General features: G+C 53.1%; 10 protein-coding genes and 3 pseudogenes. 7 read left to right on the plus strand and 6 right to left on the minus strand.

The genetic code is table 11. The features are described from left to right. Positions 1–73: 73 nt before the first annotated feature. The 4 genes and pseudogenes from RTW80_RS20900 to RTW80_RS20915 form a co-directional block, all read right to left on the minus strand. Positions 74–1,073: pseudogene (locus RTW80_RS20900) on the minus strand (reverse transcriptase domain-containing protein); the annotation flags it as partial. A gap of 490 nt (positions 1,074–1,563) precedes the next feature. After that, a pseudogene (locus RTW80_RS20905) lies at positions 1,564–1,686 on the minus strand (IS481 family transposase); the annotation flags it as partial. A gap of 78 nt (positions 1,687–1,764) precedes the next feature. Next, positions 1,765–1,995 (minus strand): annotated as a pseudogene (locus RTW80_RS20910) (IS4/IS5 family transposase); the annotation flags it as partial. 143 nt (positions 1,996–2,138) lie between these two features. Further along, positions 2,139–3,248 carry an ABC transporter ATP-binding protein gene (locus RTW80_RS20915; RefSeq protein WP_016243364.1) on the minus strand — a complete coding sequence of 370 codons (1,110 nt, stop codon included), beginning with the start codon at positions 3,246–3,248 and terminating at the stop codon, positions 2,139–2,141. Between the two features lie 356 nt (positions 3,249–3,604). On the opposite strand from RTW80_RS20915, the gene RTW80_RS20920 reads away from it, so the two are divergent. The 6 genes from RTW80_RS20920 (at position 3,605) to RTW80_RS20945 (ending at position 10,743) form a co-directional block, all read left to right on the plus strand. Then, positions 3,605–4,837, plus strand: coding sequence for a maltodextrin ABC transporter substrate-binding protein (locus RTW80_RS20920; RefSeq protein ID WP_000742442.1), 1,233 nt, complete (start codon positions 3,605–3,607; stop codon positions 4,835–4,837). Between the two features lie 62 nt (positions 4,838–4,899). Further along, entirely contained in the window at positions 4,900–6,207 is a 1,308-nt protein-coding gene (locus RTW80_RS20925; RefSeq protein ID WP_000022200.1) for a carbohydrate ABC transporter permease, read from the plus strand. A 10-nt stretch (positions 6,208–6,217) separates the two neighbouring features. Continuing rightward, a complete protein-coding gene (locus RTW80_RS20930) occupies positions 6,218–7,069 on the plus strand; it encodes a sugar ABC transporter permease (RefSeq protein WP_063119094.1) in 852 nt (283 codons plus the stop codon). 4 nt (positions 7,070–7,073) lie between these two features. After that, positions 7,074–8,276: an arabinogalactan endo-beta-1,4-galactanase gene (locus RTW80_RS20935; RefSeq protein ID WP_000819837.1), complete on the plus strand. Its 1,203-nt coding sequence runs from the start codon at positions 7,074–7,076 to the stop codon at positions 8,274–8,276. 31 nt (positions 8,277–8,307) lie between these two features. Beyond that, entirely contained in the window at positions 8,308–10,365 is a 2,058-nt protein-coding gene (locus tag RTW80_RS20940; protein ID WP_001031684.1) for a beta-galactosidase, read from the plus strand. Between the two features lie 63 nt (positions 10,366–10,428). Then, positions 10,429–10,743: a glucose PTS transporter subunit EIIB gene (locus tag RTW80_RS20945; protein ID WP_000254058.1), complete on the plus strand. Its 315-nt coding sequence runs from the start codon at positions 10,429–10,431 to the stop codon at positions 10,741–10,743. Between the two features lie 136 nt (positions 10,744–10,879). Here RTW80_RS20945 and RTW80_RS20950 read toward each other — a convergent pair whose 3' ends face one another. Further along, positions 10,880–12,151, minus strand: coding sequence for a maltoporin (locus RTW80_RS20950; protein WP_001098396.1), 1,272 nt, complete (start codon positions 12,149–12,151; stop codon positions 10,880–10,882). Between the two features lie 270 nt (positions 12,152–12,421). Between RTW80_RS20950 and RTW80_RS20955 the strand changes: the two genes are divergently transcribed. Then, positions 12,422–13,492 carry a LacI family DNA-binding transcriptional regulator gene (locus tag RTW80_RS20955; RefSeq protein ID WP_000837747.1) on the plus strand — a complete coding sequence of 357 codons (1,071 nt, stop codon included), beginning with the start codon at positions 12,422–12,424 and terminating at the stop codon, positions 13,490–13,492. 102 nt (positions 13,493–13,594) lie between these two features. Here RTW80_RS20955 and RTW80_RS31580 read toward each other — a convergent pair whose 3' ends face one another. Beyond that, positions 13,595–13,651, minus strand: a complete 57-nt coding sequence (locus RTW80_RS31580; RefSeq protein WP_003032489.1) for an IS1 family transposase — start codon at positions 13,649–13,651, stop codon at positions 13,595–13,597.

Below are 13,651 nucleotides of genomic sequence, written 5' to 3' on the forward strand. Positions count from 1 at the left end.
CTGATAGAAACAGAAGCCACTGGAGCACCTCAAAAACACCATCATACACTAAATCAGTAAGTTGGCAGCATCACCCTTTTCGTGTTTTACCCCAGTAGCATGTGAATCCCAGAAAATTAAACGTAGGCAGGCGTTTTCCCGACTGGTTAGCTCTCATTGCTGCTATATGACCCGCGGGAATTAATTGTGATTTATCACAATGCAACTCCAGACCATATTTATTCAGCCTTTTCGGTAGCCTCCTAAAGAAGCGTTTTGCTTCACTAAAGAACTCAAAGGTAAATACCATATCATCAGCATACCTCACCATCTCAGCCCGCCCATGGATGTGTGAACGCGTGATTTGAGCAAACCATTCGTCTATTACATGATGCAGGTAGATATTAGCGAGTATTGGCGACAGGGCCGAACCCTGCGGGCAACCCTGTTCATTCTCTGATATCTCTTTCCCCCTGATAACAGGTGCCGTTATTGAGACCTCGACCAGCCTGAGAAAACGACGATCTGATGTCTTCTTCCGCAGTAAATTCATCAATTCAGTATGTGGAATTGTGTTGAAATACTTTCGGATGTCGATTTCCACCACCGCGCCATTCCAGTTGCGGAACGTTTGCTGTTGCAAAGCCTTCAAAGCAGCATGACAATTTAATCCCGGTCGGAAACCGTATGAGCAGGGCAGAAACAGTGGCTCATAGACACTGCTGAGAATATCGCTGACAGCAAGTTGCACCAGTTTATCCTCGATGCACGAGAGAGCCAGCGGCCGTTTACTGCCGTCCTCTTTTGGTATCTCCGTGATTCTTGCCGCTTGCGGGTGATACGTCCCTCTGCGTATACGCACGATGAGAGAAGTAATGTTCTCATCAAGGCGTTCACTGTAAGCGGCTTTAGTCCATACCATCAATACCTGTAGCCTTATTCCCGTCGAGTAGCAGGAATTGTCCTTTCAGCATGTCAACGTTCACCAGATGCCCCAGATTACTGAACATCTTATGTTTGTTGGCTGCTGATTTCTCGCCTATACGCTCAAGTTTCGTTAACCATGATAGTCCGTCGTTGCTGTGTACGGTCATTGTTTCTCTCTCACGTTCGATCTGTCCGTCAGCCCTTCGATCCACGATCATTACTCGCTTCATCACTACTATGGCTGACTCCGACTTCCTGATACCCGTTTCTGTGGTCTTGTGTTTTCGCACTTGTACCTGAGATACTCGTTCCCTTGAGAGGCATCAGGAGCTCCTGGGTTCCACACTGTTCTCTGCAAACACGCCGACGCCTGCGGCTCCGGTGTGTGCGGTTGCATGGATGCTCGCCAGTGTGACCATGCAACCGCTGTTGCCTGCAAGCTGAACGAAACTTTCGGCACACACGATTAAAATGTATTTCGGATCTGTCACGTTCACCAGTTGGTTTCGGCTCGGGTGCTTCGCTGTCTACGCTTCATCTCCTTTGTTACCGCCAGAGATGCAAGACTCGCTACGTAGAGGTCTGGCTGGTCCTTTCTACGGAGGGACTTACACCCTCAAGATCAGTGCAGCTTTGCCCAGCGCACCGTTCATCTCATTCCCAGAAGTGCAGTGCTTTCATTCTTAATTTGGCGATCTCAGGCATAACAGAGTGTTTCATCGCATAGATGGCTGCACGGTGATAACCCAAATACCCGACGCCGACATGTTGCATTAACATAGCAATCTCCCTTTACTTATCCGGAGGCAGTTGCAATATCTCTGTGAACTTACACACATGGTGGTAATAATATTTTTAAATCATATGGCTATCATGATGAAGCAATTCATTACCAAGCAGACGATCCACTCGTTTAATTTTGTTTTTGACTTGTGCGTTGCCGGGCAAATAACGTCTAATACTGGTCAGCATGAGAAATGTGCCCTTAATGAGCGCAGTGGTGGCATCCAGTAGAGAATTTTGTAGATATTTGTGAAACGGCGCGAGAGCATCACGGAAAAAATTCTGACATACATGACGAGTAGGCATAGAGTTGATCTCCCTGAATTGATAGCACAAATCAGTAAATCACAAAACCCTATGCCTGCCTTTGTTTACTCGCGCATTTCTAGAGATTCCTCATAGCTAGGATAGACTTTAACATACGCAGCGTAGATGACAAAAATGTTGGCTTAGTGCGCGTCCGGCGCCGTGATGTCGGCGCTGATGCGCAGATCGTTCTCATCAAAGACCATGCAGAAGCGCTCATCGAAGGCCAGATTAATCTTCTGCCACGGGCGGAAATGGACGTCGCCGGGCAGCAAAACCTTGACGTTATCGTGGCCGTAGCACTGGCCAAACAGGTAGGTATTGTTACCCAGACGTTCCACCACTTCACATTGAAACTCCACCACCGTACCAGTAGTGACCTCCGGAGTGAGGTGTTCTGGCCGGATCCCTAACGTTACCGCAGCGCCGGGCTTCAGCGGTTGGGTGGCGATATTCAGGGTCAGCTGATGGTCCTGCGCGAGGGTGACCGTTAAGCATTCCGGCTGCCAGTCGCTGACGACGGCCGGCAAAAAGTTCATCTTCGGCGAGCCGATAAAGCCGGCGACGAATTTGTTGACCGGATTGTAATACAGGGCCATCGGCGAACCCATTTGTTCGACTTTCCCGTGGTTCATCACCACGATTTTATCGGCCAGGGTCATCGCTTCCACCTGATCATGTGTGACATACACCATGGTGGTTTTCAGTTCCTGGTGCAGACGGGCAATATGCAGGCGCATATCGACGCGCAGCTCCGCATCAAGGTTAGAGAGCGGCTCATCGAACATAAACACCCGGGGATTACGCACGATCGCGCGGCCAATGGCCACGCGCTGCCGCTGTCCTCCGGAGAGCTGCTTCGGTTTACGGTCCAGCAGGTGCGAGAGCTGCAGGGTTTTGGCCACCATTTCCACCTGGCGGCGGATCTCCTCCTTCGGCACTTTATTCACCTTCAGCCCGTAGCCCATATTCTCCGCCACGGTCATATGCGGATAGAGCGCATAGGACTGGAAGACCATTGCCACGCCACGGCGGGCGGGCACCACATCATTCATCACCTCATCGCCGATCAGCACTTCTCCTTCGCTGACCTCTTCCAGCCCGGCAATCATGCGCAGCAGCGTCGATTTTCCACAACCGGAAGGGCCGACGAAAACGGCAAACTCGCCATCTTCAATATCGAGATTGACCTGGTGCAGCGTCACCGTGCTGCCGAACCTTTTGGTGACATTCCTCAGTCGTATATTGGACATCCACATTCCCCGGAGTGAGTAGCTGTTATTTGCCGTTGGTTTGTCACTATGTTGAGTATGATTTGTATTACGTATAACAAATCGGTGTGACGATGTTCAACAGCAGTAAAGTCATGGTCTAACTATAACTTCCACGGATTTTGCGCCATACAGGGACGTTTCATTTCTGCAAGGATGATCACACAACTGGCAGATTATGGTAGTTTTATCAACGATCAAAGCGTAGCGTATAACAAAAGCGAATCAGAACATGTTTTCAATGTAATACGGCAGTTTGAAATGATTTATTTTTCTAACTGGCAGACGTAAGTCACATAAAAACCATTAAATTGTTATACCTTCACATGAGGTTGATAATGAAAAAGAACACGCTTGCTGCACTAATCCTTACCACCCTGGCGGTGGGGCAACTCACCAGCCTGCAGGCGCACGCCGCCGGGCAGCTCAACGTCTGGGAAGACATTAAGAAATCCGCGGGTATTAAAACCGCGGTTAGCGATTTTGAAAAGCAGTACAACGTGAAGGTCAATCTGCAGGAGATGCCTTATGCCCAGCAGCTGGAAAAACTGCGTCTCGACGGGCCGGCGGGCATTGGGCCGGACGTGCTGGTGATCCCGAATGACCAGCTCGGCGGCGCCGTGGTTCAGGGACTTCTCTCGCCGCTCAGCGTCGATCAGGCGAAACAGGATGCCTTTACGCCAGCCTCCATCAATGCCTTCCGCATGGACAACGCGCTGTATGGGATCCCGAAGGCGGTGGAAACTCTGGTGCTTATCTACAACAAGGACCTGATCGACAAGCCGCTGGACAGCCTGCAGGCCTGGCTGGACTACTCGAAAACCCAGCGCGAGCAGAACAAATACGGCCTGCTCGCCAAGTTTGACCAGATCTACTACAGCTGGGGGGCGATTGGCCCGATGGGCGGCTATATCTTTGCTAAAAACGACAGCAGCGGCTTTAACCCGCAGCAGGTGGGCCTCAATACCCCCGGCGCAGTGGAAGCCGTCACCTTCCTGAAAAAATTCTATGCCGAGAAGGTCTTTCCGGCGGGGATCCTCGGCGATAACGGGCTGAATGCCATCGATTCGCTGTTTACCGAGAAAAAAGCGGCGGCGGTGATCAATGGGCCCTGGGCCTTCCAGCCATATGAAGCCGCTGGCATTAACTATGGCGTGGCGCCGCTGCCGACCCTACCGGACAGTAAGCCGATGAGCTCCTTCCTGGGCGTCAAAGGTTATGTGGTATCGACCTGGAGTAAAGACAAAGCGATGGCGCAACAGTTTATCGAGTTCATCAACCAGCCGCAGTATGTGAAAGACCGCTATGTCGCCACCGGCGAAATTCCGCCGCTGAAGGCGATGATTGACGATCCGCTGATTAAAAACGACCAAAAGGCCAGCGCCGTCGCTATCCAGTCGGCGCGGGCGGTGGCGATGCCGGGCATTCCGGAGATGGGGGAAGTGTGGGGGCCGGCCAATGCCGCGCTTGAACTGAGCCTCACCGGCAAGCAGGCGCCGCAGGCCGCGCTCGATAATGCGGTGAAACAGATCACGATGCAGATCGAAGCAATGCAGGCCAGCAATCAGTAATTCACCGTTACGTGAAGTCACCGAGCGGGAGGGGGACCTCCCGTTTGTAGAAGGAGTTGAGTGTGAGCATCCATTCCAGCGAAAATTTTGGCGACGCGCGCGGGCCCGGGCGGCATGCGTGGTGCGGCCTGCTACTTGCAATCGTGCCGGGTTTCGGTCAGTTTTATCATCGCCAGTGGCTGAAAGGGCTGGTCTTCCTGGCGCTGCTGAGCAGCTTTCTGGGTATTTTTTATGATTTCCTGCGCGAGGGGCTGTGGGGGCTATATACCCTGGGCGAGGAGGTACCGCGCGATAACTCTATCTTCCTGTTAGCCGAGGGGATTATCAGCGTGCTGATCGTCGCCTTTGGCGTGCTGATCTATTTCCTCTCGCTGCGTGATGCGTGGCTCAACGGTAAAAAACGTGATGAGGGGAGCGTTCTCAACAGCGTGCGTAAGCAGTACCAGATGCTGCTAAGCGACGGCTTTCCGTACCTGATGATCACCCCGGGTTTTATTTTGCTGGTCTTTGTGGTGATCTTTCCGATTCTTTTTGGTTTTGCCATCGCTTTCACCAACTACAACCTGTACCACACGCCGCCAGCGAAGCTGGTTGACTGGGTGGGGCTGAAAAACTTCGTCAATATTTTCACCCTCTCCATCTGGCGCTCCACCTTCCTGGATGTGCTGCAGTGGACCGTGGTATGGACGCTGCTGGCGACCACTCTGCAGTGTACGGTGGGCGTGTTGTTGGCGATTCTGGTCAACCAAAAAGATCTGCGCTTTAAACCGCTGATCCGCACCATCTTTATTTTGCCGTGGGCGGTGCCGGGGTTTGTCACCATCCTCGTCTTTGCCGGGATGTTCAACGACTCCTTTGGGGTCATCAACAACGCGATCCTTTCATTCTTCGGCATCAGTCCGAAGGCATGGCTCACCGATCCGTTCTGGACCAAAACGGCGCTGATTATGATGCAGACCTGGCTTGGCTTCCCGTTTGTGTTTGCCATGACCACCGGCGTGCTGCAGGCGATCCCGGACGATCTGTATGAAGCCGCAACGATGGACGGCGCCAGCGCGTTTACCCGTCTGCGCACCATCACTCTGCCGCTGGTGCTGTACGCGATCGCGCCGATAATCATCACCCAGTACACCTTCAACTTTAATAATTTTAACATCATTTACCTGTTCAACAACGGCGGCCCTGCGGTGGTGGGTTCTAACGCCGGCGGGACGGATATTCTGGTGTCGTGGATCTATAAGCTGACGATGTCCTCGTCGCAGTACGCCATCGCGGCGACCATCACGATCCTGCTGTCGATCTTTGTCGTCGGCCTGGCGCTGTGGCAGTTCCGCGCCACCAAATCCTTCAAAAATGACGACATGGCGTAAGGGAAGCAACATGGCTCAATCACCCAGTATTAAACGCGAAAAGTGGATCCGACTCTCTCTCACCGGGCTGGTGGTCATCCTGGTCTCGGTGGTGATTATCTATCCGCTGGTCTGGACGGTCGGGGCATCGCTGAACGCCGGCAATAGCCTGCTCAGTACCTCAATCATTCCGGAAAATGTGTCGTTCCAGCACTATGCCGATCTGTTCAATGGCAATGTGAATTACCTCACCTGGTACTGGAACTCGATGAAAATCAGCTTCCTGACCATGGTACTGACCCTGATTAGCGTTAGCTTTACCGCTTACGCCTTCTCCCGCTTCCGCTTTAAAGGGCGGCAGAACGGGCTGATGCTGTTCCTGCTGCTGCAGATGATCCCGCAGTTTTCTGCGCTGATTGCGATCTTTGTCCTGTCGCAACTGCTTGGCCTGATTAACAGCCATCTGGCGCTGGTGCTGATCTACGTCGGAGGGATGATCCCGATGAATACCTGGCTGATGAAAGGGTATCTCGATGCGATCCCTAAAGACCTGGATGAGTCCGCTCGCATGGACGGTGCCAGCAGCTTTCGCATCTTTATCGAGATCATCATGCCGTTGTCGAGGCCGATCCTCGCGGTGGTGGCGCTGTTCTCGTTCACTGGGCCGCTGGGGGATTTCATCCTCTCCAGTACCATCCTGCGTACCCCGGATAAATACACGCTGCCTATCGGTCTGTATAACCTGGTGGCGCAAAAAATGGGTGCCAGCTACACCACCTACGCGGCGGGGGCGGTGCTGATCGCCGTACCGGTGGCGATCCTCTACCTGGCGTTACAAAAATACTTCGTCTCCGGCCTGACCTCGGGCAGCACTAAAGGATAAGCACATGAAAAGATTCACACCCGCATGGCTTGCGGTTTGTCTGGCATGCAGTTTTTCCACCTCTTCTCTGGCCGCGGACGAGCTTGAAACCCGCGCCTTTCAAGGCATGCCGGCGGACTTTATCAAAGGCGCGGATATCTCCACGTTGCTGGACGCCGAAAAGCACGGGGCGACGTTCTACGATCAGAATAATCAGCGCAAGGATCCGATCGCTATTCTGAAAGAGAACGGCGTCAACTATGTCCGCCTCCGTCTGTGGGTGGATCCGCAATCGGCGAGCGGCGAGGACTATGGCGGTGGGAACAATGATCTGGCCACCACCCTGGCGCTGGCGAAGCGGGCGAAAGTCCAGGGGATGAAACTGCTGCTTGATTTTCACTACAGCGATTTCTGGACCGATCCCGGCAAGCAGTTCAAGCCGAAAGCTTGGGAAAAGATGGATTACCCGCAGCTGAAAACGGCAATTCATGACTATACCCGCGATACCATCGCCCGCTTTAAGCAGGCGGGCGTGCTGCCGGATATGGTGCAGATTGGCAATGAAATCAACGGCGGCATCCTGTGGCCGGAAGGGAAAAGCTGGGGGCAGGGGGGCGGCGAGTTCGACCGACTGGCCGGCCTGCTGAACTCGGCCATTGATGGCCTGAAGGAGAATCTACGTAACGGCGAGCATGTGAAAATCATGCTGCATCTGGCCGAAGGGACCAAGAACGATACCTTCCGCTGGTGGTTTGATGAGATTGACAAGCGCCATGTACCGTATGACGTGATTGGTCTGTCGATGTACACCTACTGGAATGGGCCGATCAGCGCCCTGAAGGCCAATATGGATGACATCAGCAAACGCTATAACAAAGACGTCATCGTCGTCGAGGCGGCCTATGCCTATACCCTAGCCAACTGCGATAACGCGGAAAATAGTTTCCAGGCGAAAGAAGAAAAGGATGGGGGATATCCCGCCACCGTACAGGGGCAATATAACTATATTCACGATTTAATGCAGGCGGTGGTTAATGTGCCTGACCAGCGTGGTAAAGGTATTTTCTATTGGGAACCAACATGGATTGCCGTGCCGGGAAATACCTGGGCCACGCCGGCGGGAATGAAATATATCCATGACGAGTGGAAAGAGGGTAATGCGCGTGAAAATCAGGCGCTATTTGATTGCCAGGGAAAAGTATTGCCGTCGGTAAAAGTATTTAATTGATTTTTTTGTCGTTCTTTTCAGGAAGTTTATTATGAATAAATTTGCACCTTTACATCCGAAGGTTAATACGCTGCTGCATGGCGCGGATTATAATCCGGAGCAATGGGAGAATGACCCCGATATTATTGATAAAGACATTGCCATGATGCAGCAGGCAAAATGCAATGTGATGTCGGTGGGAATATTTAGCTGGGCGAAACTGGAGCCACGCGAAGGGGTGTTTGATTTCGCCTGGCTGGACACTATTCTGGATAAATTGTATGCCGCCGGTATACATGTTTTTCTGGCCACGCCGAGCGGCGCGCGTCCGGCGTGGATGTCGCAACGCTATCCGCAGGTTCTGCGGGTGGGGCGCGATCGGGTGCCGGCCCTGCACGGCGGCCGTCACAATCATTGTATGTCGTCGCCGGTCTATCGCGAGAAGACTCTGAAAATCAATAGCCTGCTGGCTGAACGTTATTCCTCACACCCGGCGGTGCTGGGCTGGCATATTTCCAACGAATATGGCGGCGAATGCCATTGCGATCTCTGCCAGAATCGTTTTCGCGACTGGCTGAAGGCGCGTTACCAGACCCTGGAGAATCTCAACCAGGCCTGGTGGAGCACCTTCTGGAGCCATACCTATACTGACTGGTCGCAGATTGAATCGCCTGCGCCGCAGGGCGAGATGTCGATCCACGGTCTCAATCTTGACTGGCATCGCTTTAACACCGCTCAGGTGACCGATTTTTGCCGCCATGAAATTGCTCCGCTGAAAGCGGCGAATTCCGCTCTGCCAGTGACCACCAATTTTATGGAATATTTCTACGATTACGACTACTGGCAGCTGGCGGAGGTGCTGGATTTCATCTCCTGGGATAGCTATCCGATGTGGCACCGCGATAAAGACGAAACTGCGCTGGCCTGCTACACCGCGATGTATCACGACATGATGCGCAGCCTGAAGGGCGGTAAGCCGTTTGTGCTGATGGAGTCCACGCCGGGCGCCACCAACTGGCAGCCGACCAGCAAACTGAAGAAGCCGGGAATGCATATTCTCTCCTCGCTGCAGGCGGTGGCGCATGGCGCCGACTCGGTGCAGTATTTCCAGTGGCGGAAAAGCCGCGGTTCGGTTGAGAAATTTCACGGCGCAGTGGTCGACCACGTCGGACATATTGATACCCGCATTGGCCGCGAAGTCTGCCAGCTCGGCGAGATCCTCAGTAAGTTGCCGGAGGTGAGGGGCTGTCGCACCGAGGCGAAAGTAGCGATTATCTTCGACCAGCAGAACCGCTGGGCGCTGGATGACGCCCAGGGGCCGCGCAATCTTGGGATGGAATATGAGAAGACGGTCAACGAGCACTACCGCCCGTTCTGGGAGCAGGGCATCGCCGTCGATGTGATTGACGCCGATGTCGATTTAACGCCGTACCAGTTAGTGATTGCCCCAATGTTATATATGGTGCGCGACGGCTTTGCCGGGCGGGCGGAGGCGTTTGTCGCCAACGGCGGCCACCTGGTGACCACCTACTGGACCGGCATCGTCAATGAGTCCGATCTCTGCTATCTCGGCGGCTTCCCGGGCCCGCTGCGCAATCTGCTGGGGATCTGGGCGGAAGAGATCGACTGCCTGAATGACGGCGAGTTTAATCTGGTGCAGGGACTTGCCGGGAATCAGTGCGGTCTGCAGGGCCCTTATCAGGTGCGCCATCTCTGCGAACTAATCCATACAGAGAGCGCCCAGGCGCTGGCCACCTACCGGGATGATTTTTATGCCGGCCGGCCGGCTGTGACGGTGAACGAGTTCGGGAAAGGCAAAGCCTGGCATGTGGCCTCCCGCAACGATTTAGCCTTCCAGCGCGATTTCTTTACCACCCTGAGCAAGGAGCTGGCCCTGCCGCGGGCGATAGCGACGGAGTTACCACCCGGCGTGGTGGCTACTGCGCGCACCGACGGTGACAACTCTTTTATCTTCCTGCAGAACTACAGCGCCCAAAACCATACCCTGACCCTGCCGCAAGGATATTGGGATTGCCTGACCGACGCGGCGGTGTCGGCTCCACTGACCCTGTCGGCATGGGATTGCCGTATTCTCCGTCGTCACGCGTAATTTCTTCTTTTCCACGCCTGCTCTGACGAGCAGGCTTTTTTTATCTTAAACCTGGAGTTTATTATGGTGAGTTTAAAATCCTTCCTGCACTATTTCTCCCCAGCGCGTCCGGCACAGCCATTAAGCGAGGCGGAAAAACAGCAAATCGAGGCGCTTATTCAGGCCTTCGGCGGCGAAGCGAATATTACGCAAGTGGATGCCTGTATTACGCGTCTGCGCGTGACTGTTCGTCATCTTGCAGACGTAGATACGGACGCATTACAGCAGCAGGGCGCGCTGGGGGTTATTATTCTTTGTCAACAGGTGCATGCTATTTTCGGTAAACAGTCCGATGCGCTGCGTCAGCTTCTGGATGAACATTTTGCTGCCCGGAAATAAATAAAACGGGATAACCTGAAAACAGGTTATCCCGAAAATAAGACAAAGACAGCAGTGGCAATAAAGTTTACCGGAAGATAATTAACAGTCTTACAGCAGGAGATAAAAATAACGTATGAGTCTTAACCGTGTGCGATTACCACCAGGCCTCAACCTGCACGCCGAAATTCCAGGTATTATTCGCCGTCTGGTCTTCAAACGGTTTACCATCTTCGGAGTCATTCAAATACGAAGCAAAAATGCGTAATTCCGGACGTGACATAAAGTCTGGCCCGTCCGCCAGGCCCAACGCAATGGTGTATTTCTCACCCGCCTGTTTGTAGCTGGTGCCATTGTTGTAGCTGTCTTTCTGATAGAAACCGCCAACTTCGCCAATCAGGCGCACGTAGTCGGTAAACTGGTACTGTCCGCGGGCGACCAGCGACAGCATCCGCGTTTTGTCGGTATAGTCGGTAATGTCATCCGCCGAGCCCCAGGTCAGAACGTGGTTGATAGAGAACTTTTCAGTAATCGGGATCAGGCCGGTGTTAATCACACGATAACCGGTGGCGTCATTCACGTAGTTCCACATATCGTACCAGCCGCCGCCCTGGGAGACCATGTTCTGCGCCAGGCCTTTGTTGGCGTACTGCAGCACGGTTTTGTTATAGCCACCCAGCATATCCTGACTGATTTCACCGGTCAGCATGACGCCGTTGTCAGCATCGTACAGTCCGCCATAGCTATCCTGTTTTTTCGTGGTGTTTGGCATCGCGTAGTCGATACCGAATTCGGTCCACGAGCCCGCCCACGGCTTCCAGCCCGCGTAGCGTAAATCGATATAGTTGATATTGACGTTGCTGTCGCCATCGACGCGATAGTCAACATCGTTGGCATCGCCGCGGATCCAGGCCAGCGAGACGGCGCCCGGGCCGAGAGTATAGTTTTCCACCCCGGCTCCGGAGCCGGAAATGTTCCAGTATTTGGTATCGATGATATGCAGATCATGGCGCTGGTAGTAACGTTTACCGCCCCAGATCACAGCATTTGGATCGCCAGGGATCAGCCCCTTTATCTGCAGGTTCAACTGACGTAAGCCGAACTGTGCATCATCGTTCAGCGTGGTTTCATTATCGTTAGAGCCGTCGGAGACCATGCTGACCATACTGTCGAGATAGAAGCTGACGTCATCTTTCTTATAGACTTCAGAGCCCAGCTCCAGCTCGCCATAGGTATCCGACTCGTTCCCCAAACGGCCCAGCTTATTTTTTTGCCATTCCACTTCGCTACCGTCGCTGGAGACTCCAACCCCGGCGCGCATATAGCCATGGAAATCGATCGTTGGGATCGCGGCGGAAGCCGCAAACGCGGAAGGAGCAATTAGCGCAGCGGCTAACGCGACTGAAAGAGCACGCAGTGTAGTGTTCATCTCTATCCTCTTATTGTTTTGTATTACGTTCACATAACTAATGTAATAAAATGTCTAAATGTAACTACAGGCAAATGAGATATGATTGTTTTGTGACTAACTGCAAATAATCACACTAGTTTTTGTTGCGATAGGTGAGGTTATTCACAATTCACTGTATTGTGAACGTAATACTTTTTTAGGTGATATTTTGCAGCGTGAGGTGGCGGTGAGCGTTTTTTTAAATGGCCCCTGTTACAATCATGAGATAACAACATAAGGAACCGGAGCATGAAGTCTAAAAGCGCTACTCTGGAAGACGTTGCCCGTCATGCGGGCGTCTCTTACCAGACCGTGTCCAGGGTACTCAACAAATCTGCCAATGTATCCGAAGCGACGCGCCGCAAGGTGGAGAAATCGATAGAGGCATTACGCTATGTGCCAAACCGGCTGGCGCAGCAGCTGGTGGGAAAGGAGAGTCAGACGGTCGGGCTGGTGACTATTTCGCTGGCCTGGCATGCGCCTTCCCAGGTGGCGACGGCGGTAAAACGTTATGCCAATCTGGAAGGTTATCAGGTTCTGATTTCGATGATCGATGAGAGCGTCAACCAAAGTATCCAGGATTCTATCAATGAGCTGAAATCTCAGCGAGTGGACAAAGTCATTATCAACGTGCCACTGGAGACCGAACAGGCGCAGAAAATCGCCGCTGACAACGATGATATCGTCTGCCTGTTTCTCGATGTTGATCCTTACAGCTCCGTGTTTAACGTTTCGTTTAACCCGGCGGACGGCACGCGGGCCAGCGTCAAATATCTCTATGAGATGGGGCATCGGGAGATCGCGTTGCTGGCAGGACCGGACAATTCTGTCTCGGCCAAACTCCGGTTAAAAAGCTGGCTGGAGACTTTGCAGGGCTACGGTCTGAAGCCGGTGACCGTCCTGCACGGCAACTGGGATGCGCAAAGCGGCTATGCCGGTGCGCTGCAGATGCTGCGCGAAACGCCCAATTTTAGCGCTGTGCTGGTAGGAAATGACCAGATGGCGTTGGGGGTGCTCAGCGCCTTCCATCAGCATCAGGTGGCGGTGCCGGGTGAGAAGTCCGTCATTGGCTATGACGATACCTACGAAAGCTCTTTTTTCTATCCGTCGTTGAGTACGGTGTCGCTGGATCTCGATCTGCAGGGGAAGGAGGCGGTGCGGCGGATCCTCGCCAGCACCAGCGGTGCGCCGCATACCTCATCCATTCTGCCTGCGCGCTTGGTGATACGCCATTCCAGCGGCGCCCGAATCGAGCAGGGAAAAGATCTGCAGGCCATTGCGGAACAGCTCCGCGCCATCGCCCACACTCTGGCACCCTGACGCCAAAGGCGGGGAAACTCGCCTTATTACCTTATCCTTAAATTGAGTAGGGTGTGATATTTGTCACAGCATGGCGTAATATTATTGGGTAATGACTCCAACTTATTGATAGTGTTTTATGTTCAGATAATGCCCGATGACTTTGTCATGCAGCTCCAC

Source organism: Escherichia sp. AM3, from assembly GCF_032029835.1.
GTDB classification, from domain to species: domain Bacteria; phylum Pseudomonadota; class Gammaproteobacteria; order Enterobacterales; family Enterobacteriaceae; genus Escherichia; species Escherichia coli.